Raw genomic sequence first — 20,247 nt, 5'->3', positions numbered from 1 at the left:
GGACGCGTCAGCCGAGGTCGCGCACCTTGATGGTGTGGATGCCGCGGCCGTGGGTGGCCGCGTACAGGGTCCTGCCGTCGGGGCTCAGCTTCAGCTGGAGCACGGCGACGGCCGGGAGGCTGCCGACCCGCTGCCACTTGGTACGGCCGGGCGCGCGGTAGACGACGCCCAGGTCGGTGGCGACGGCGAGGCCGCCGTTCGGCGTGACGACCGCGGAGTCGGCCGGCACGTCGGGCAGGTCGGCGGAGATGTCCTTCCAGGTGGTTCCTCCGTCGGTGGACTCGAAGACGTGGCCGACGCCGGCGCCGGGGCCCTCGGTCCAGTGCCGGGAGAAGCCGTTGACCGCGAGGAAGACGTGGTCGGCGTTCTCCGGGTCGACGGCGAAGCCGCTGAGGTAGCGGTTGGGCACGGTCCCGTCCACGGGCAGGGTGATGTCGTGCCAGCCCGTGCCTCCCCCAGACTTCGTCCGGGAGGTGCCCCCAGCGTTGCCGACGGAGATGCCGCGGGCGAAACCCTGGTTGTTGCAGGGGCCGCACCAGGCCGCGTACACCTTGCCGCCCGAGGCCGCGACGGCGGTCGCCGTGCGGCCGGCGCCGAGGTCGTACACGCTCTTCCACTCGTCGCCGCTGCGGATGGCGTAGCCGTGGGTCTGCACCCAGATGTGCCGGCCGCCGGCGATCCACGTCGAGCTGTTCTTCGTGTCGGCCGCGAGCGGGGCGATGAAGCGGGCCTCACCGGTGGCGTTGTCGGCCGGGGCGACGTTGTACGAGGTGGCCTTGGCCGGGTCGGTGACCCAGCCGCCGTCGTTGACCGCGCAGTTCCGGGTCACCTGGACGGCGAGGTAGACGTACTCCTCGGCGATGTCGCAGCCGTTGGCCGGGTCGGTCAGCGTGTCGCCGCCGTCGCCGCCGAAGCCGGAGCCCATGACCTTGTCGTCGCCGCGCAGGATGGACTGGCCGTTGTCCTGGAGGCCGCCGGTGACCGAGACGCCGCCGTGGTCGAGGTCCCTGCCGACGCCGACCGAGTAGTACTGGAGGGTGTCGATGGTGCCGTCGTTGAGGGAGGTCCAGTCGGTGGCGTGGCCGGAGGTGTCCTGCGAGCCGTCGACCGGGCGCTTGTAGACGCCGCCGTCGTTGCCGACGTACACGAAGCCCTTGCCGTGGTAGCGGCCGATCGCGACGCCGTGCTGGTCGGAGTGGGTGGTCTGGTGGCAGTCGCCGGTCTGCTCGGCCGGGTCGATGCTCCAGCAGGGGAAGGTGAAGTTCCAGTACGGTCCCACGGTCGACCAGGTGCTGCCGCCGTCCTTGGTCTCGTAGACCTCCTCCAGGCCCGCGTAGAGGTGCTCCGGGTCGCTCGGGTCGACGGTGAGGAACTGGTTGTACCAGGCCTGCACGCCCGGCATGTAACCGGCGGTGGTCAGCGCGGAACCGGAGGCCGCCAGGCCCCTGTAGTCGGCGATCTTCGTCCAGGGGCCGGCCGGTGAGCCGGACCTGGAGACGAAGATGCCTTCCAGAGCGCTGTCCGGGTTGGTGTCGAGCTGCTCCGGCGACTGCTCGACGGCGTAGTAGCGCGAGCCGTCGGCGGACCGGGCGAAGGTGACGTTGCCGACGTCGTCCGGGTCGGTCGGCAGGTCACCGAAGCCGCTGGTGATACGGGTCCAGGTGCCGTTGACCCTGGTGTAGAAGCCGTTGTGGTCGTCGCCGCTGCGCCAGCCGATCGCGAGCACGACCTTGCTCGGGTCCTTCGGGTCGATCGCGATGTCGTTGGCGATGTTCTTGTACGCGGCGTCGGGGTCGTCGTCCTTCGAACCGCCCGGCAGATAGTCGGGGTTGGGCGCGTACTCCAGCTTCCAGGCGCCCTTCAGCGTCTTCGTGGAGTGGCTCCACACGCCGGCGCTGGTCGCCGCCCACACCTTCCCGCCGCCGAAGCGCAGTTCGTGGATGGTGGTGGACTCCAGTTCGTCGCCGCCGACCCGGCCGCGGGCGGAGAAGGTGCCGTCGTGCGGGTCGGACAGGACGTAGACGCCGCTGCCGAGGTAGGCGTCGGCATTGGTGGTCGCCTCGCCGGTGCCCAGCCACAGCCGTCCGGCGCCGTCGAGCGCGAGCGCGCCGGTGGACTGGGACGGCAGCGTGTCGCTGATCGGCTTCCAGTGGCCGCCGCCCCGCCCGGACCGCCAGACACCGCCGCCCGCGCTGCCCGCGTACACGTACCCGTCGTCGTCGGCGGCGATCGCGGCCATCCGGCCGGTCACCTTGCCCGATCCGCCACTGGAGTTGGAGTCGATGTCCCGGTAGCGGGAGTCGTCGGAGTCGTACGGCAGGCCGGTGACGTGGCGCCAGCTTCCGCCGGTGCCGGGCAGGCGGGTGAGGCTGGTCCAGGCGGCGCCGTACGCGCCGGGGGCGACGGTGCCGGGTGAGGTGCGGGCCTCGGCGTACTGGTCCGCCCCCTCGGCTATCTCGTCCGCCTCGTTGCCGTCCTCGTCCTCGGCCCGCGCCTGAGGGCTGAGAGGCCGTATGGATGTGCCGCGTTCGGCGGCGAGCTGGGCGAGTACGCGCGCCCCGAAGGGCTTCTTGCTCGTGCCGGACGCGGCGCCCGCGGGTGTCGCGACGAGTGCGGCGGATGCGGTGATGGCGCAGATCGTGAGCCATCGTCTCTTACGGGTCGGTGCTGACACCGGATCCTCCCAGAACGGGTGGTTGTACAGCCGTCGAGGAGAACCCGACCACCGGCGGGGAGAGGTGTCCGGAACTTGAAGAAGCCTTTGACCAGAACCTGCCACATGACGACGACCCCGCGTCAGCGAAGGCGCGGCAGCGGCTCGCCGGGGCTCCCCCGGCCCTGGGCCCTGTCGTCCGGATCATTACGGCGTCGCGGGGCCTGGCACGCACATCTGCCGCGTTGTCGTCGGTTGCCAACTCCCCCACGCCCGGCTGCGCTCGCGCGGGGGGACCCCCATCGCGTTGGCGCCCTCCTCCGCCTTGCAGCTGCACGCACCAGACCCCGCTCGGCTCGGCCCGGCAGCACCGCTCCTCGTAGCCGGCCTGATCCAGACGACAGGGCCTAGCCGACCCGGTCGCGTCGGCGTCGGCGGACAGCGGGCCGGGCGGTCCCGGTCCCGGTCCCGCTGCCGCGGGCGGCGGCGCGGGCCGGGCCGTCGGGCAGGGTGAAGGTGAAGACCGCCGTCGCCGCCGCGATCGCGGCGAGGGCGAGATACGCGTGCTGGTACGCGCTGACGGGTGGTGCCGCGCCGGTGTCCGGCGGGGTGCCGAGGACGAGGGCCGTGGTCACCGCGGCCGGCGCGAGCGCGCCGCCGGTCTGGCGGACGACGGTGTTCAGCATGGTGGCCTGCGCGAGGTCCGTCCGGTCGACGGTGGCCAGGGAGGCGACCGTGGTCGGTATGAAGAAGCAGCCGATGGCGGCCCCGAACAGGAACATGTAGCCCCGGAAGGTCCACAGGCCGGTGTCCGCGTCGCAGGTGGCGAGGAGCACCAGCACCGCGCTGACCCCGGTCAGGCCGCAGCCGACGATCAGGCGCGGACCGACCCTGGCGTACAGGACGCCGACGATCTGCACGGTCAGCAGGACGCCGAACGCCTCCGGGAAGGTGGTCAGTCCCGACTCCAGCGCCGTACGGCCCTGGGCCTGCTGGAGGAAGAGAGGGCTCAGGTACAGGGCGCCCATGATGGGGACGAGGCCGACCAGATTGATCAGGTTGGTGTCCCGGAAGAGCCGGTCGGCGAACAGCCTGAGCCGCAGCAGGGGGTGAGCGGTGCGCAGTTCGACGGCGACGGCGGCGGCCAGCAGCACCGCGCCGAGGACGAGGGAGACGAGGACGGCGGCGGAGGTCCAGCCGCGGTTGGGTCCCTCGCTGACGCCGAACATCGCGCTGCCCAGCGCCCCCGCGCTCAGCAGCAGCCCCGGCAGGTCGAAGCGGCCTGGCCGGCCGCCACGGTCACCGGCCAGGAACAGGGCGCCGAACAGCACGGCCGGCAGGCCGACCGGCAGGTTGACGTAGAAGACCCACCGCCAGGACAGGTGGTCCACCAGCAGCCCGCCCAGCACGGGGGCGGCGGCCGGGGCGATCTGCTGCGGAATGATCATGTAGCGGGAGATGCGCACCTGCTCGGCGGAGGTGAACGTGCCGAACAGCAACGCGGTGGAGGCCGGGAAGAGGACGCCGGCCGACAGCCCCTGTACGGCGCGGTAGACGACGAGCTGGCCGAGTCCCGCCGCCGCCCCGCACAGCAGCGACGAGCCGAGGAAACCGGCCAGGGCGGTCAGCAGGACGCGTTTGCCGCCGAACCGCTCGACCAGCCAGGCCGAGGCCGGTATGGCCATGGCCAGGCAGACGGGGTAGACGACGACCACGCCGTCCAACGCGGCGGTGGTCAGCCGGAACTGACGGGCGATCGAGGGCAGGGCCACCGTCGTGATCGCTCCGTCGACGATCGCGATGAACGTCACGCTGACGCACACGACGGGGACGACCAGACGCTGGCTGATGCGGGCGGGCAGTGCGGACAGCACGGAGTGACGTCGGCGCATATGCTGAGCATACGCACTATGTGCTTACTCAGCATATGGCTTCCATACTGCGGGACAGGGGAGACTGGGCACCATGGCAGTGCAGGGCAGCAGCGACATCCTGATCGACGAGCTCTACGAGACGACGCACCGGCTACGGCAGTTCGTGGAGGCCCGGTTGAGGGAGAAGGGGGCCTCCGTGGCCCGGTTGCGCGCCCTGCGCATGCTGGCCTCCGCCCCGAAGCCGCTGCGGATGCGGGACCTGAGCGAGAGGGCGGGCATCGCGGCCCGTACCGCCACCACGATCGTGGACAGCCTGGAGCGCGACGGGCTCGTGGAGCGGGTACGCCACCCACAGGACCGTCGCGCCTTCCTGGTGCGGCTCACCGACGAGGGGCTGCGCTGCCACCGCGAGGCGGAGGAGATCGACCGCCTCGCCCTCGCCGAGGCGACCGCCGCCCTGAACGCGGACGACCGCGCCCGACTGCGGACGCTGCTGGGGCGCATCCGCGATCACACCGCCTGACGGCGTCGCCCCGACCGGGTGCGGGTACCGCGCGCGCACCCGCCTTCCGCTCCCCGCGCGCTGCTGGAGCGGCGGCTCGCTGCGGCAGTCCGGTTGCCCGGCGGAAGGGCAGAATCCCGGTGGTCGGCCCTCCGTACCGCCCGGACGGCTATCCGTGGTGCGGGCCGGGTCGGGTGGTGTGGTTCGGGGTGGTGGCGGGTTTGGTGTGCAGGACTTCGCGGGCCTGTTCGGCGGCGCGGGTGATGCTCTCGCTGATGAAGTCGAGAAAGCGGGCGATGTTCTCCAGGCGGGTGGCGGCGGGGGTGTGGGACCCGAGGACGGTGACGCCCCGGCGCGCGGTTTCGACGAGCTGGTCGTTGGCGCGGGCGCTGGCGATCGTCGCCTGGTAGAAGAGTTCGTCGTCGACGACGTAGCGGTCGCGGCGGCGTTCGTCGCGTTCCCGGCGGACCAGGCTCTGGCCCTCCAGGAAGGTGATCGCCTTGGAGACGGACGCCGGGCTGACCTGGAGGCGCCGGGCGAGTTCGGACGCGGTGAGGCTGCCCGCGTCGGTGGTGAACAGGCAGGTCAGCACCCGGGCCGTCATCTTGGGCAGCCCCGAGGCCATGAGGACGGTGGTGAGCGCCTCCTCGTACTCGGCCACGGCCTCCGCGTCGCGTCCGTGCGGCTGGGGGACCGACTGCGGGTCCCGGGAGGAGGCGGGCCTGCGCCGGCGTGCGCGGCGTTCGGTGGCACGGTGGGCCAGCTCGGCGCGGTAGGCGGTGGGGCCGCCGTTGCGCATCACCTCACGGGTGATCGTGGAGGTCGGACGGCCGAGGCGCCGGGCGATCTCGGCGTAGGCGAGGCCGTCGGCCAGCCCCAATGCGATCTGCTGGCGTTCCTGCTGAGTGAGCCTGCCTCCCGGCAACGGGGCCTCCTCGGGGATCCTGCACGGCGGTTACCGGGCCCACCATAGCGTTCACCTCTCCCCCATTGCAATGACGGTGAAGGAGCGTCGTTGCGTTATCAGTAGAATCGTTGCAACACTTTGATGCCTTCTACCTGCTTGAATCCAGATCAGGTGCAACAAGTACGTTGTCGAGAATTGGAAAGCAACGTAGCGTTTCCGTTGTCGGAAACAAGAACGAACACGGGAGAGCACGATGCAGAAGTTCGACACCGCCGCCCCGGTCACCGCCGTCGTCGACATCCCCGCCGGCCGCGTCCAGTTCATCGCCTCGGACCGCGCCGACACCACCGTCGAGGTCCGGCCCGCCGACCCGTCCAAGACCCGCGACGCCAAGGCCGCCGAGCAGACCACCGTCACCTACGCCGACGGTGTCCTGCGGATCATGGCCCCGGCCGGCGGCAGCCAGCTCTTCGGTCCCTCCGGCTCCGTGGAGGTCACCGTCCAACTGCCCGCCGGCTCCGGCATCGAGGGCAAGGCCGCCGGCGCCGAGTTCCGGGGCGTCGGACGCCTCGGGGATGTCGCCTTCGACGGGGCGTACCGCCGGATCAAGGTCGACGAGGCCGCGAGCGTCCGCCTCACCGCGGTCGACGGCGACGTGGAGGTCGGCCGGCTGAACGGTTCAGCGGACATCAGCACTGCCAGGGGCGACATCCGGATCAGCGAGGCCGCGCACGGGACGGTCGTGCTCCGCACCCAGTCCGGCGACATCTCGGTCACCGCCGCCGACGGCGTCTCGGCGACCCTGGACGCCGAGACCGGCCGCGGTCGCGTACACAACGCCCTCAGGAACGACGGCACCGCCGCACTGGACATCCGCGCCACCACCTCCCACGGTGACATCTCCGCGCGCAGCCTCTGAAGGAGCGGCGCCAGGACCGTCCGGCCGCCGCCGAGGACCCGGCCGGCGGCCCCGGTGCCCGCGGGGCGCGCCTCGACGGCCGCTCCGTGACCTGCTTCCCCGACCGCCATGGCCACCGGGCATGGCGGAGCACTCGCCGGCGGACGGGGCCCGCGCCACGGCTCGGGCCAGGTCGTCAGGACGTCAGGACCAGCCAGCGGCGGCCGTCGATGAGCTCCCGGGCCGCGTCGAGGTGGCCGGCGTGGCACGCGGTCTCGGTGATGACGTGCAGCAGGACGTCGCGCAGGGTGTGCAGGTGCGGTTCACCGAACAGGTCGTGGGGCCACCAGGCCAACCCGGCGTCGGCAGGGGTGCCGGTGATCACGGCATCGGCGAGTTCCGTCTCCTGCCGGTATCGGTCGAGCACGTCGACGGCCGACACCTCCGGGGCCACCCGCCACGCTTCGTCACCGCTCGGCAGACCGCGGATGACCTCCTCGTCCCCGGTGAGGACCGCGCGGAACCAGAACCGCTCCACGTCCAGCGCGAGGTGCTGGACCAGTCCCAGGCAGTGCCATCCGGAGGGCAGCACGGGCCGGCGCAGATCCTTCGCGTCGAGCCCGTCGAGGATGCCGAGGACGTGGCGCCGCTGTCCGTCCAGGACCCGGAGAAGTGCCCTGACCTCAGCGTCCGGAGTCGTGTCGCTCAGATTTTCGGTCACGGCCACCCAGGATGGCCGAAACTCCGTGGCCGTGCGGCCAGTTCCCCGAAGTCGCCCGTGGAAGGCGTTCCCGCTGAACGCGGCGGCCCGCGTGGAGGGGGCGCTCAAGGAGTCCGCGTCCGGCGTCCGCGAGACCCGGCGGCAGGGCCGGGCCGAGCTGCCGGGCGCCGGACGACGCCAATCCGGTGCGGTCTGGACACAGCGATGAGTTTCCGCGGCCTGGAGAGTCTCGTCACCGTCATCACCGACAACGCAGGAGGAAACACGTGGCCCAGCTACTGAGAGTCCAGAACTTCAACGTCTCAAGTGACGGCATCGGTGCCGGTGAGGACCAGACCTTCGAGAATCCGTTCGGCCACGGCGTCGATCCCGCGAAGCTGTTCGCGTGGGCCGGCGCCACGGCTAGCTGGCCCATGCGCACGGACCCCGGGGGCAGCCGTGGCCTCGACGACTACTTGACGCGGGACTACGCGCACAACATCGGCGCCGAGATCATGGGCCGCAACAAGTTCGGGCCCCAGCGCGGTCCCTGGGAGGACCACGAGTGGCGCGGCTGGTGGGGTGACGAGCCCCCGTTCCGCACTCCGGTGTTCGTCATGACCCACCACAAGCGTCCTTCGTTCACGCTCTCCGACACCACGTTCCACTTCGTCGCCGGCGATCCGGCCACGGTCCTTGAGCAGGCACGGGAGGCGGCTCAGGGCAAGGATGTCCGACTCGGAGGCGGGGTCACCACCCTCCGGCAGTTCCTCGACGCCGACCTCGTCGACACCATGCATGTGGCGGTCTCACCGGTGAAGCTCGGATCCGGACTGCGGCTCTGGAACTCCCCCGATGAGCTGCTCGACCGGTTCCACCTCGAGGTCGTGCCCAGCCCGAGCGGCGTGACGCACCACCTGTTCTGGCGAAAGTGACACGAGGACTCCGCGACGTGCCCTCTTCGGAGTGAATGCGCTGCTCCGTCCGCCCGGCGACGGCGGGGTTCGCGACGCTGCCGGAGGATGCGTCCGCGCCGCGCAAGCAGAAGAGCACACCGCCCGCCGGATCCATCAGCGTCCGGCGCAGGAGTACGGCTTCGACCAGGCGTCGTACTCAACGGCCTGCGACTACGTCCTGGCCAGACGTCCGCTGATCGAGGCGGAGGTGCCAAAGGGGCGTCGGCATCCGGCCGGCATGGCTCCCCAGGTCCACCTGCCCGGCGAGGAAGCCGAGCGGGATGCCGCGCGCGTCCGCCGCCGGCTGCGTGCCGCGGGTGCCCCCGGCGCCGTACGTCGTCCCGGAGGCTCGTCGCCGGGCCCGGGCCGACCGCCTCGGAGGTGGCGGTGGTCCGGCTGGCGGCCCAGGGGCTGACGAACGGCCGCACCGCCGAGCACCTGGGCATCTCCCCGCGCCCGGTCGGACCCGGCCGTCCTGGATGCCGCCGGTCGGCGCCGACCCGGCCGGCAGCCCCGAAGCCGTGCGCTTCTGCGCCAGGCGAGCCGAGGCGACGCTTCTCGAAATCGGCGGCGCCGCACACGCCGTTCCCCTGTCGCACCCGGCAGACGTCACCGAACTGATCCATGACGCGGGACGGGCGACGACCTGAATCACACCCCGGGGCGCACGCACGCGGTGGCCCCTGACCGCTGCCCGGTCCCCTGGCAGCGGACGATCATTGGTACGGTCCCGCCATGGCTACCGCGGAGCGATCAGTGAGCGGCCCGGTTACCGCGGCCGACGTCGAACGTGCCGTCCGCTCGGCGCTCGCCACTCTGCGTGCGGCCGAGGCGCGGGACTGGAGTGTCACGGCCGGTTCCCTGGAGTGGGACTGCTGGGAGACCGTCGAGCACCTCGCCGACGACCTGTTCTCCTACGCCGTCCAACTCGGCCCGGCGAACCCGCCGCTGGACACCCATGTGCCCTTCGCGTGGAGCCGGAGGAGGCCAGGCGGCCCGGCGAACGCCGTCTTCGCGGACCGCGAGGCCGGTACGGCGGGTCTGCTGCACGTGCTGGACGCCAGTGGCGCCTTGCTGACCGCGATCGTCCGCACCGCACCGCCCACGGTGCGGGCACACCACGTCTTCGGTGCCGCCGACCCCGAAGGCTTCGCCGCGATGGGCATCGTCGAGACCCTGGTGCACACCCACGACGTCGCCGAGGGCCTGGGGCTGGAGTGGACACCGCCCGCCGACCAGTGCGACCGCGTGCTGGCCCGTCTCTTCCCCGACGCCCCGGCCGATACCGACCGGTGGCAAACCCTCCTCTGGGCGACCGGTCGCTCAGCGCTTCCCGGCCGGCCGCGCCTGACCACGTGGCGCTGGTACGGCACACCCCGCGTCGAGACCCAGTAGTGCGGCGGCGTCCCGCTTCCGAGGGCGTCAGGGCAGGGTCAGGACGCGGGGGCCCTGGTCGGTGATGGCGACGGTGTGCTCGATGTGGGCGGCCCTGCTGCCGTCGGTGGTGCGCAGGGTCCAGCCGTCGCTATCGGTGCGGTAGGTGTTCTGCCCGCCGGCCATGAGCATGGGTTCGATGGCGAGGACCAGTCCGCGGCGGAGGGGGAAGCCGCGGCCGGGGCGGCCGCGGTTGGGCACGTGGGGGTCTTCGTGCATGTGGCGGCCGATGCCGTGGCCGCCGAAGTCGGCGGGCATGCCGCAGCCCGCCTTGCGGGCGACGGTGTCGATGGCGTGGGAGATGTCGCCGATGCGACCGCCCACCCGGGCTGCGGCGATGCCGGCGTCGAGGGCTTCCTGGGTGGCGTCGATCAGGTCGAGGTCGCCGGGGCGCGGCGTTCCGACGGTGAAGCTGATGGCCGCGTCGCCCGTCCAGCCGTCGAGTTCGGCGCCGCAGTCGATGCTCACCAGGTCGCCGTCGCGCAGCCGGTAGCCGGTGGGGATGCCGTGCGACACGGCGTCGTTGACGGACGTGCAGATCACGGCCGGGAAAGCGACGGGGGCGAAGGACGGCCGGTATCCGAGGAACGGGGAGCCGGCTCCGGCGTCGGCCAGGACCGCCCGGGCCGCTTCGTCCAGATCTCGCAGGGACACCCCCACGTCGGCCGCCTCCCGGACCGCGGCCAGGGCGCGGGCCACCACACGCCCGGCTTCCCGCATCGCGTCCAGTGCGGCATCGGTCTTGATCTCCACCATGTGTTCGTCTCCCCGGAGCACGTCGACCCAATACTTATACCGGTATTAGTATCACGGTCACGGCGACGGCTCCTCATCGCCGTGACGGGGTGGCGGCGCCGCGGGTGGTGGCCAGGAAGTCGACCAGGGCGTCGGCGATCGCATCGGGGGCTTCCAGGGGAAGGAGGTGCCCGGCGCCGGGGACGGTGGTGAGGGTCGCGTGCGGGACATGGGGCAGCAGGCATGTGCGTAGCACAGCGGGTGGCTCCACCTTGTCGTGCTCGCCGGCCAGCACCGCCACGGGGACGTGGATGTGGCGGGCCTGTTCGGTGATGTCCTGCGCGATCCCCCGCAACGGCCACTCCGTGCGGGCCTCGGGGGCGGCGGCGAGGCTGTCCCGCACGATCGCGTCCCGTACCGGCGCCGGCACGGGCACGGCGGTCAGGACGTGGTCCAGGGCGTGGCCGACGGACTCGGGCGAGTCGTAGGCGTGGGACAGCGCCTGGCGGTACTCCTCGGTCACGGCCGGGGCGGGCCGTGCGGGAGCGGGCGCGATCAGGACAGCGCCGATCAGGTCGGCGGGACCGCGGGCCGCGACCAGTTGGCCGACCTTGCCGCCCATGGAGTGACCGACGAGGACGAAGGGGCCCGTCGCGCATTCCTCGACCACGCGGAGGAGGTCGTCGGCGAGCCGGTCGAGGTGATACGGCCCCGGCAGCTGCCGGGAGGTGCCCCAGCCGCGCTGGTCGAAGCGGACCGTCGCCTGCCCGGGCGGCAGGCGCCGCACCACCTCGTCCCACGTTCCGGCGGAGCCTCCCCAGTAGTGCGCGAACACGAGCGTGGGCCCGCGCTCGCCCTCGATCCGGGCCTCCAGGGAGCCGCCGGCCACGGCCACGGTCTTTGTAGTATTCGGCACTTGTCCGTCTCCTCGATGTCGCGCAGGCGGTGACGCCCGTGGGGCACCCGCCCGTCCGGGCTGGGCACCTGCCGTCTCAGGTACGGGGACGACGCTATGCCGGTGGCGCACTTCCTCCTGGTGGAAAGAGACTGACCTGTTGTGGAAAACGGACACGCTGCTGTGCGGCAGCTGCGGTACCTCCCCGCTGTCGGAGCCACCCACGGCGTGGAGGCGCTCAGCTTCGCCGCCCTGCGGGAGACGGACACCGACCGGCGTCGGACCCGATTGCAGCGCCCCGACTTCCACGTCCTCGCCCTGATCACCGGCGGACGCGGCGCGCACGAAGCGGACTTCCGCCCCTACGAGCTGTGCGAGGGCGACGTCGTGTGGATCAGACCCGGTGTCGTGCACCGATGGAGCGACGTCGAGCGTGTCGAAGGCCCCTTGATCCTGTTCCAGCCGGGCTTCCTGCCCGATCCCGCCCTCGAAGCGGTGGGTGCCTCCTCTCCCGTCTGCTGGCACCTGCCGCCGGACGCCCTCGCGCTCGCGGAGCCGGCCGCCGGTCACCTTCGGCGTGAGCAGCACGCGGCCGTGCGAGCGCCGCGTCTGGCGTCCTCCGCACTGCTCGCCCATCTGCTGGCGGCACTGCTGTTGCGCGTCCTGCCCACGACGTCCCCACCGGCTTCCCCGGACGCGACCGGGGGCCGACGGCTGGAGGTCTTCCACGCCTACCGCACAGCCGTCGAGGAGCACTTCGCCGACTGGCACCACGTCTCCGACTACGCCCACGCACTCGGCTACGACCCGCGGACACTCACCCGGGCGACCCGTACCGCCACCGGAACCGGCGCCAAGACATACCTCGACCAGCGCATCCTGCTCGAAGCGAAACGGCTGCTCGCCCACACCGGCCTGTCCGTCGGCGGCTGCGCGCACCGCCTCGGATTCCGCGACGCCGGAAACTTCACCACCTTCTTCCGGCGCCAGACCGGCCTGACCCCCACCTCTTGGACGGCCACCCTCCACTCCGGCCACCCTGACAGCAGCTGACAGGCCCCGGTGCTAGCCGGGGGCCGTGGCGAAGATCCAGCGGTTGGTCGCCAGCGCGTCGTCCGGCTGCGGGCGGGGGCCGCGGCCGTGCAGGGCGGTGAAGTAGTACGGGGTGCGGACCGTCACCGTCCAGCCGCGTTCAGCGAGTCGGCCCGCCGAGTCGGGGCGTGGCTCGCCGTCGAACAGGGCGAGCAGGTCGATGCCGAGCCGCTGTCTCGCCGCGGTGTAGACCGGGCCGGCCCGTACCCGTGATGACTCGGTGACGGGCTTGATCTCGTAGGCCAGGGTGCTGCCCGGCGCGCTCAGCCGGTCGATCGTGGCGATGAGGCGGTGCTCGGCCGCCGCGGGGAGGTAGAGCAGCAGCCCCTCGGCCAGCCACGCGGTGGGCTCGGCCGGGTCGAAGCCCGCGTCCAGCAGTGCCCCGGTCCAGTCGAGCCGGAGGTCGGCCGCGAGGGCGCGGCGGCCGGCCGTGGGGGTGGCTCCGGCCTGGTCGAGCACCGCTTGTTTGAACGCCAGCACACCTGCGGTGTCCACCTCGTGGACCTGACAGCCCGGCGGCCAGTCCAGCCGGAACGCCCGGCAGTCCAGGCCCGCGCCCAGCAGCACCACCTGGCGGGCGCCCCGCCGGACCGAGTGGAGCAGGTGGTCGTCCAGGACGCGGGTGCGCAGGCCGAAGTAGCGGCCGAGGCGGCCCCACAGCGGATCGGCGTCACCGGCGGGCACCTGCTCCGGGCGGACCGGCCAGCCCGCCGAGGCCGGTGCCGCGCGCACGAAGTGCTCCGCGAACCGGTCCCGGGCCAGGGCGTCAGCGCGACGGGTCTCGATCGCGCGGGCCGCGGCCACCAGGAGGGCGGTGCGGCCCACGCCCTCCGTCACACCGGTGTTCAGCCCGGCGGCAGGACGCACGGCTCCTCCTCCTCGGTTCGGGGCACGGGCGCGGTCCACACCCGTGGGTCGTGCGCGGTGGTGGTCCGGGCGCCGTAGACGACGCGCATGAACCGCAGGACGGCGTCGTACGGCAGGTGCAGCGCGGCGGTGCAGTCCGTCAGGACGGTCACGTGGAAGCCCTTCTGGAACGCCGTACGGGCGGTGGTGTCCACGCACACGTCCGCGTACAGCCCGGCGAGGACCAGGTGGCCCACGCCCCGCGCGGCGAGGTGTTCCGCGAAGCCGTCGCCGAGGAAGGCGTCGAAGCAGGCGCGTTTGGTGAAGACCCGCTCGCCCGGGGCCGGGGCGACGGCGTGGAACTGCGCTCCCCAGGAGCCGTCCAGGCACTTGGGCTGCTTGCCGAGGACGCTGTCCCGCAGCCGCCAGGCGGCCCCCTGGTGCTCGGGGTCGCCGACGAACCGTACGAAGATCACCTCCATACCGCGCTCGCGGGCCTGGTCCACCGCCCGGACACAGCCGGCGACGGCCGCCTCCAGCACTGCCGGGTCCCTGTCCTGGCCGGAGCGGGATGTGTCCGTGCGGAAACGGGACGTGTCCTTGCCGAAGCGGGCCTGGGCCGTCGGGCCGGTGCAGAAGTCGTTCTGCACGTCCACGACGACCAGGGCCGTCGTCCCGTCCGGTTCCCCGGCGGTCATGATCCGCCGACCAGGGCGGCGTCCTTCGGCGTCCCGTCGGCTCCGGGCATGTCGAGGCAGTCGAGCAGGGCGTCGACCACGGCGGTGGTGGAGTACCGCCCGCCGAGGTCGGGGGTGCGAACGCCCCGCTCGTCGAGCAGGCGCAGGGCTCGCTCGGTGGCCCGTACCGCTCCGGGGCGTCCGGCGTGGCGTTCCGCGACGAGCGCCGCCGCGCGGATCGTCGCCACCGGGTTGACCAGGTCGCGCCCGGCGAGGTCGTCGGCGGAGCCGTGCACCGTCTGGTACTCGACCAGGCCGGACAGGCCGGGGTCGAGGCAGACGTTCTCGGTGCAGCGGTTCTCCTGCCGGTCGGAGCCGAACCGGTCGAGCAGCATGACGTGCATGATGTCGGCCCACTCGTTCCCGGCGACGATCAGCGTGCGGTCGGGCAGGCCGTGGGTGAGCAGGTTGCGGTTGACCGTGTCCGGCTGGAACAGGTCGATGCGTATGCCGAGCCGGTCCGCGAGGTCGGCCACCCAGGCGTCGAGGGCACCGTCCAGCAGATGGAACTTGTACGCCATGACGATGCGGTCGAGGCGCCCGTCCGGCCATTCCCGCCGGGCTCGCCGCAGGGCGTGGCTGACGACGGCCTCGGTGATCTCCCGGCTGAAGCTCATGGTGCGGGTGACCTCGCCGGGCGTGTGCCGGTTCTCCCCGGTGTAGAAACCCTGGGCCTGGTCCCGCACGAGGAGCAGGGAACGCCCGGCGTCGGTGAGCAGGTCGACCTTCACGGCGCGCAGCCGCTGCCGGACGAGGTAGAGGGACTGGGCGTTGATGGCGGTGCGGAAGACCGCCTCGGTGCCCTGCTCGGCCCGGGTGCGGCAGAACCGCTCGTAGTGGTCCGCGTCCTCGGCGGTCAGCGCCCGGATCCTGGCGACGTCCCGTTCGGCACGGAGCGACACGTAGGAGTGGTAGAGGCGGGGAGAGCGCTCGATCGTCACGCCGTGCGGGTGACCGGCGGTGAGCGCGCCGAGCACGCGCTCGAAGACGTCCGCGACCTCGGGACCGGTACCCCGGCCCACCGCGAGGCCGATGACGGGCTTGGGGGTGCGTGACTCATCCGCTGGTACGGCGCTTCGGCGGCGGATCACCGGTGCGCGCCCGCGGTGAGGTGGTCGCCGGGGATACCGGCCTTCTCGGGGCGGTAGTAGTCCCGGATGCCGTCCGCCCAGGTGATCGCGGGGATGCGGTCGCCGTCGACCGGCTCGAAGGCGTCGAACAGGACGTCGATGTTGGGACGCCGGAAGCCGATGGCCGTCATCAGCGCGGTGAAATGGGGGCGCTCGACGAAGCCGTCGCCGTCCGGGTCGCCCATGGTGGCCAGGGCGTCCGCGAACTCGTCGACCGTCGCGTCGAACCGCTCGGGGTTGAGCACCACGGCGGTGAACTCCTCGGCGCTGATCCGCCCGTCGCCGTTGGCGTCCAGCTCCCGGACGAGTGTCTCCCAGTAGCGGCGGAAGGCACCGAGCATCGCGCTCCTCGCGATGTCGCCGGCCTCGGGCACCGCCGCGACGACCCGCTTGGCCATCAGCTCGAAGTCATCGGATTCCAGGACGCCGTTGCCGTCGGCGTCGAACAGGGAGAAGACGAGCTGGACGCGGTCGTTCGCCTCGGTGGTGGGCATGGAGTGTCACCTCTGCTGTAGCGCTGTCCGACGGGATGCCGCCGGATCCCGGGCCCCGGCGGCCCCTCCACTATCGGCTCGCCGCCGGGGGCCCGGCGGGGAAGTCCGGGTGGGTGCACACGAAAGAAGGGAATCGGGTGGCCGGCGCATGAAGCGGTACGGTCCTGGAAAGCGGTGCCTTCCAGGTGGGGGGGCGGGGGTGCCCGGGGCGTAGCGGACGACGGTGAGCTCTTCTGTACGTGTGCCCGTCGGCGGCTCTGCGTGCCCGGTCGTCGTGGTCGCGGGTGGCGCGGTGGACGCCTGCCAGGACGCCAGGAGGCGCAGGCGTTCCTCGGAGGCGGAGCCGGCGGCTGGTGTGTACGTGACGAGACACTGGTCGGCGTCGCCGGGCAGCACGAGGGTTTCGTACCGCGACGCCGCCTCGGCGGAGACGTACGAGGTCCTCACCCCGGAGCAGGGCGAGGACCTCACCGTCCGAGCAGGTGGGAGGCCGTCGCGGAGAGTGTCCGGGCCCCAGCCGCGGCGGAGCGGTGATTTCCCGCCGGCTCGGGAGTCGTACACAGGAGGACCACCCGAGCGGAAGGCCACCGATGAACACGCTGCGCGAGACCCTGCACCGGTATGTCGACGAGGGGCAGGTGCCGGGCGCCGTCGGCCTGGTCGCCCACGGGGACGACGTGGAGGTGGTGACCGCCGGCTCGCTGGACACCGGCGGCACGGCACCGATGGCGCGGGACTCGCTCTTCCGTGTCGCGTCCCTCACCAAGCCCGTCACAGCGGCGGCGGTGCTGATGCTCGTGGAGGAGGGGCGGCTCGCCCTGGACGCGCCGGTCGAGCGGTGGCTGCCGGAGCTGGCGAAGCCGAACGTGGTGCGCACCCCTGACGCCCCGGTCGACGACGTCGTCCCGGCGGCCCGCCCGATCACGGTCGAGGACCTGCTCAGCTCCCGCACCGGCTGGGGGTTCCCCGACGACTTCTCCCTCCCGGCGGTGCGGTCCCTGTTCACGGTGCAGAAGGACGGCCGCGCGCTTCAGGACTGGCCGGACCCGGACACCTGGCTGGCTCTCCTCGCGCGGGTGCCGATGCTGCACCACCCGGGAGACGCCTGGCTGTACGGCACCTCCTCCGACCTCCAGGGCATCCTGGTCGCCCGCGCGTCGGGCCGTACGCTCCCCGACTTCCTCGCGGAACGCGTCTTCGGGCCGCTGGGCATGAAGGACACGGCCTTCGAGGTCCCGGAGGCGAAGCGGCACCGCTTCACCTCGTCCTACACCCCTTCCCCGGACGGAACCCTGGAACCGGCGGACACCCCCGACGGGCTGTGGAGCCGCCTCCCGCGCTTCCACTCGGGCGGCGGGGGTCTCGTCTCCACGGCCGACGACTTGCTGGCCTTCGCCCGCATGCTGCTGAACGGAGGTGAGGCGGGCGGCCGGCGCCTCCTGACCCGCACCTCGGTCGGCCGCATGACCACCGACCACCTCACGGCGGAGCAGCGCGCCCGCGCCACACTCTTCCTGGAGGGCCAGGGCTGGGGCTACGGCGGCCAGGTCGACGTCACCCCGGCCGACCCCTGGAACGTCCCCGGCCGCTACGGCTGGGTGGGCGGCACGGGCACGACGGCGCACATCGTCCCGGCCACGGGCACGGTCGCGATCCTCCTGACGCAGGTGGCGATGGAGAACCCGACGCCGACGCCGCTGATGCGGGACTTCTGGAGGAGCGTGGCCGGACGATCGTCAACGCCTCGGCCCGGAGGTCTCTCCGGCGAACAGGCGGCTCAGCCGGAGTGACGGCTCCTGGGTGGCCGGCCGCGACGAACCGCTGCGCCGATTCGCCGCGCTGCCCTGCGGCGCCTCCGGCACGGGAGGTGGGGCAGGCGGCCGGGGGCGATGATGCCGACGGGGGCTTCAGGTCTCCATCAGGTCTCTGTCAGGTGTCCCGAAGAGAGAAGGGAGATCCGCCATGGCCGCACCAGGCCCCGCGACTCACCCCACAGCCGAGCTCGACGCCCGCTACAGCTCCGCGACCAACCCCCGCCCGGGTGCAGCGGACGTCACCGCCACCGAGTGGGCCGAGGCCCGGCGGAAGCTGGAGGCCGCCGAGATCTTCTGGGTCTCCACGGTGCGGCCAGACGGCCGGCTGCACGTCACCCCCGTCATCGCGACCTGGCACGACGGGGTGCTGTACTTCGCCACCGGTCCCGGGGAGCAGAAGGCGAGGAACCTCGCCCACGACGCGCACTGCGCGCTGACCACCGGGGGGAACTCCCTCACCCGGGGGCTCGACCTGGTCGTCGAGGGCACGGCGGAGCCCGTCACCGACCGGGCGGCACTGGAGAAGGTGATCACGGCGTACGAGGCGAAGTACGGGCCGCACATCACCTCGCCCGAGGGCCCCTTCCACGGCATCGGCGACGCGTTCCGCAGGGGGGACGCGGTGGTGTTCGCGCTGACCCCGGCCACGGCGTACGGCTTCGGCCGGAACGACGGGGTCTACTCGCACACACGGTGGACGTTCTGAGCGACGGCGGAGACCGTCCGGCGCCGAGAACGGTCCGCTCCGGCGGACCGGGCCGCCCTGTCCCGGACCCGGCACCGGTCACTTCCGGGCGCGGTCCAGGAAGTCGGCGATCAGGGGGGCGATCTCCGGCAAGTGGGTCTCCAGGGCGAAGTGGGCGGTGCCGAAGAGGTGGAGTTCGGCGTCGGGCAGGTCGCGGAGGTAGGCGCGGGCGCCGGGCTCGGGGACGAAGGGGTCATTGCTTCCCCAGCTGATGAGCGCAGGTGTCCTACCTCGACGACAGCGAGCACAGCCGGCCGGACGTGGTGGAGCTGGACGGCTTCGTGTACGGCTCCGTCAAGGTGGAGGAGGCGGGCGAGCGGCGGGAGGCGGTGGGGCGACGGGACGCCGTGGCCCGTCGCGTGGCGTGGCGTGGGATACGACGGAGTCCGGGTTACAACCCGCAGCCCTACGAGCAGTTGGCGAGCTGGTTCCGCAAGGCCGGTCACGACGACGCGCGCCGCGTCCTGCTCGCCAAACAGCGCCATCGGCGTCGGACCCTCCCCCCGGCCGCGCGTCTGTGGGGCCGCCTGCTCGACGTGACCGTCGGCTACGGCTACCGCCCCTGGCTGGCCGGCGTCTGGCTCCTCGCGCTGACCCTGGTGGGCACGCTGTCCTTCGGCACCCACTCGCCCGTCCCGGTCAAGCACGGCGAAGGCGCCCCGTTCCAGCCCCTGGTCTACACGCTCGACCTCTTGGTCCCCATCGGTGGCCTGGGCCAGCGCACGGCCTGGTACTGGCCGGACGGCGGTCTCCAGTGGCTGGCCCTTCTGCTGGTCGCCCTCGGCTGGGTACTGACGACGGCGGTCGTCGCGGGTGTCACCCGCACGCTCCAGAGGAGTTGGCAAACTGCGGGCCGTCGCCGACGGGACCATGTACGGCATCGGGACGCGGTGAACGTCGTCACCGCGTGACTGCCGCCGGGTACGAGCAGGGAGGCCGGTGGCCGCTCGACTCCCCGGCGTGATCAACGTACAACGTCCTGGGGGGCTTGCGGCAAGGCCCGGGGGATGGCGCAGAATCGTCGGCCGTGGCCGGAACCCGGGCCACGATCCGGGGGACGGGAAACGGGGGATGCGCGAAGTGCGCGTGTTGTCGTCGACGAGAGACCTCACCCGACGTGCGTCAGCCGACCCACGTCACCCGGCACACGTCACTCGACCTGCAAGGACATGCATGCGCAAGCTCACCTACTTCGTGGCCGGCACCATCGACGGTTTCATCGCGGGCCCCGACGGCGAGTACGACTTCTTCGCCCCGTACCTCACCGAGGACTACCTCCCGCACCTCACGGTCGACTTCCCGGAGACCCTGTCCACTCCGGCGCGCGCGGCCCTCGGCGTCGCGGACGCCCCCAACACGCACTTCGACACCGTCGTCATGGGCCGCGGCACCTACGAGCCGGGCCTCGCCGCGGGGCTCACCAGCCCTTACGCCCATCTGCGGCAGATCGTCGTCTCCCGCTCGCTGGGCGTCAGCCCCGATGCGTCCGTCGAGGTCACCACTGAGGACCCGGTCGCGCTGGTCCGCCGCCTCAAGCAGGAGGAGGGCCTGGGCGTCTGGCTCTGCGGCGGAGGCGACCTGGCAGGTCAACTCCTCCCCGAGATCGACGAGTTGGTCGTCAAGCAGTACCCGGTCGTGGCCGGTTCCGGAATTCCCCTCTTCCGCGCCGAGTTCTCGCCGCGCGCCTTCAAGCTCACCGGCAGCCGCGTGTTCGCCAACGGGACCATCGTCCTCACCTACACGAAGGCGTCCGCCTAGTGTCCTGCGCCGGCAGTCCGTCGTTAGATCCAGCATGAGTTCTTCTGCCGGGGTGCCGCGTCGTGGCCCGAAGCTGC

General features: G+C 72.3%; 18 protein-coding genes and 1 pseudogene. 9 read left to right on the top strand and 10 right to left on the bottom strand.

What is annotated here, in order from left to right; all coding sequences use genetic code 11:
• Positions 1–7: 7 nt before the first annotated feature.
• Complete coding sequence (locus IE294_RS40630) at positions 8–2,674, bottom strand: beta propeller repeat protein (protein ID WP_189894412.1); 2,667 nt, start codon at positions 2,672–2,674, stop codon at positions 8–10.
• A 386-nt stretch (positions 2,675–3,060) separates the two neighbouring features.
• Positions 3,061–4,527, bottom strand: coding sequence for a DHA2 family efflux MFS transporter permease subunit (locus IE294_RS40625; protein WP_189894434.1), 1,467 nt, complete (start codon positions 4,525–4,527; stop codon positions 3,061–3,063).
• Between the two features lie 91 nt (positions 4,528–4,618).
• Here IE294_RS40625 and IE294_RS40620 point away from each other — a divergent pair, with 91 nt between their 5' ends.
• Positions 4,619–5,050, top strand: coding sequence for a MarR family winged helix-turn-helix transcriptional regulator (locus IE294_RS40620; protein ID WP_189894411.1), 432 nt, complete (start codon positions 4,619–4,621; stop codon positions 5,048–5,050).
• 148 nt (positions 5,051–5,198) lie between these two features.
• Here the strand turns inward: IE294_RS40620 and IE294_RS40615 are convergent, their stop codons facing one another.
• Positions 5,199–5,954: a helix-turn-helix domain-containing protein gene (locus IE294_RS40615; RefSeq protein WP_189894410.1), complete on the bottom strand. Its 756-nt coding sequence runs from the start codon at positions 5,952–5,954 to the stop codon at positions 5,199–5,201.
• A 235-nt stretch (positions 5,955–6,189) separates the two neighbouring features.
• Here IE294_RS40615 and IE294_RS40610 point away from each other — a divergent pair, with 235 nt between their 5' ends.
• Complete coding sequence (locus IE294_RS40610; RefSeq protein ID WP_189894409.1) at positions 6,190–6,855, top strand: DUF4097 family beta strand repeat-containing protein; 666 nt, start codon at positions 6,190–6,192, stop codon at positions 6,853–6,855.
• Between the two features lie 175 nt (positions 6,856–7,030).
• Here the strand turns inward: IE294_RS40610 and IE294_RS40605 are convergent, their stop codons facing one another.
• The gene (locus IE294_RS40605; RefSeq protein ID WP_189894408.1) at positions 7,031–7,561 is read right to left on the bottom strand and encodes a DinB family protein; all 531 of its coding nucleotides are present in this window, start codon (positions 7,559–7,561) and stop codon (positions 7,031–7,033) included.
• Between the two features lie 260 nt (positions 7,562–7,821).
• Between IE294_RS40605 and IE294_RS40600 the strand changes: the two genes are divergently transcribed.
• The gene (locus IE294_RS40600; RefSeq protein WP_189894407.1) at positions 7,822–8,469 is read left to right on the top strand and encodes a dihydrofolate reductase family protein; all 648 of its coding nucleotides are present in this window, start codon (positions 7,822–7,824) and stop codon (positions 8,467–8,469) included.
• A 756-nt stretch (positions 8,470–9,225) separates the two neighbouring features.
• Positions 9,226–9,885, top strand: coding sequence for a hypothetical protein (locus tag IE294_RS40595; RefSeq protein ID WP_189894406.1), 660 nt, complete (start codon positions 9,226–9,228; stop codon positions 9,883–9,885).
• 27 nt (positions 9,886–9,912) lie between these two features.
• On the opposite strand, the gene map is transcribed toward IE294_RS40595, so the two are convergent.
• Complete coding sequence (map, locus tag IE294_RS40590) at positions 9,913–10,680, bottom strand: type I methionyl aminopeptidase (RefSeq protein WP_189894405.1); 768 nt, start codon at positions 10,678–10,680, stop codon at positions 9,913–9,915.
• A 73-nt stretch (positions 10,681–10,753) separates the two neighbouring features.
• On the bottom strand, positions 10,754–11,554 hold the full coding sequence (locus IE294_RS40585) for an alpha/beta fold hydrolase (RefSeq protein ID WP_189894433.1): 801 nt from the start codon (positions 11,552–11,554) through the stop codon (positions 10,754–10,756).
• A 183-nt stretch (positions 11,555–11,737) separates the two neighbouring features.
• Here IE294_RS40585 and IE294_RS40580 point away from each other — a divergent pair, with 183 nt between their 5' ends.
• Positions 11,738–12,607 carry an AraC family transcriptional regulator gene (locus tag IE294_RS40580; RefSeq protein ID WP_229917854.1) on the top strand — a complete coding sequence of 290 codons (870 nt, stop codon included), beginning with the start codon at positions 11,738–11,740 and terminating at the stop codon, positions 12,605–12,607.
• Positions 12,608–12,619: 12 nt separating this feature from the next.
• Here IE294_RS40580 and IE294_RS40575 read toward each other — a convergent pair whose 3' ends face one another.
• The 4 genes from IE294_RS40575 to IE294_RS40560 all read right to left on the bottom strand — a co-directional run bounded on the left by IE294_RS40575 (position 12,620) and on the right by IE294_RS40560 (position 15,853).
• A complete protein-coding gene (locus tag IE294_RS40575; RefSeq protein WP_229917852.1) occupies positions 12,620–13,513 on the bottom strand; it encodes a class I SAM-dependent methyltransferase in 894 nt (297 codons plus the stop codon).
• Positions 13,492–14,190, bottom strand: a complete 699-nt coding sequence (locus IE294_RS40570; protein WP_189894403.1) for a cysteine hydrolase family protein — start codon at positions 14,188–14,190, stop codon at positions 13,492–13,494. Before IE294_RS40570 ends, IE294_RS40575 begins: the two co-directional genes overlap by 22 nt.
• Positions 14,187–15,251 (bottom strand): isocitrate/isopropylmalate family dehydrogenase, encoded by a 1,065-nt coding sequence (locus IE294_RS40565; protein ID WP_229917850.1) that lies wholly within the window; start codon positions 15,249–15,251, stop codon positions 14,187–14,189. Before IE294_RS40565 ends, IE294_RS40570 begins: the two co-directional genes overlap by 4 nt.
• 65 nt (positions 15,252–15,316) lie before the next feature.
• A complete protein-coding gene (locus IE294_RS40560) occupies positions 15,317–15,853 on the bottom strand; it encodes an EF-hand domain-containing protein (protein WP_189894402.1) in 537 nt (178 codons plus the stop codon).
• A gap of 590 nt (positions 15,854–16,443) precedes the next feature.
• Here IE294_RS40560 and IE294_RS40555 point away from each other — a divergent pair.
• The 4 genes and pseudogenes from IE294_RS40555 (at position 16,444) to IE294_RS40540 (ending at position 20,170) form a co-directional block, all read left to right on the top strand.
• Positions 16,444–17,643 (top strand): serine hydrolase domain-containing protein, encoded by a 1,200-nt coding sequence (locus IE294_RS40555; protein ID WP_189894401.1) that lies wholly within the window; start codon positions 16,444–16,446, stop codon positions 17,641–17,643.
• 172 nt (positions 17,644–17,815) lie between these two features.
• Entirely contained in the window at positions 17,816–18,373 is a 558-nt protein-coding gene (locus tag IE294_RS40550; RefSeq protein ID WP_189894400.1) for a pyridoxamine 5'-phosphate oxidase family protein, read from the top strand.
• Positions 18,374–18,627: 254 nt separating this feature from the next.
• Positions 18,628–19,251: pseudogene (locus IE294_RS40545) on the top strand (oxidoreductase); the annotation flags it as partial.
• Positions 19,252–19,585: 334 nt separating this feature from the next.
• Positions 19,586–20,170 carry a dihydrofolate reductase family protein gene (locus tag IE294_RS40540; protein ID WP_189894399.1) on the top strand — a complete coding sequence of 195 codons (585 nt, stop codon included), beginning with the start codon at positions 19,586–19,588 and terminating at the stop codon, positions 20,168–20,170.
• The last annotated feature ends 77 nt before the right edge of the window (positions 20,171–20,247 follow it).

The sequence above is a fragment of the Streptomyces canarius genome (assembly GCF_014650735.1).
GTDB lineage: Bacteria > Actinomycetota > Actinomycetes > Streptomycetales > Streptomycetaceae > Streptomyces > Streptomyces olivaceoviridis.
Note: the sequence above shows the minus strand (reverse complement) of the source record. Positions and strands in the feature narration are given on the sequence as shown.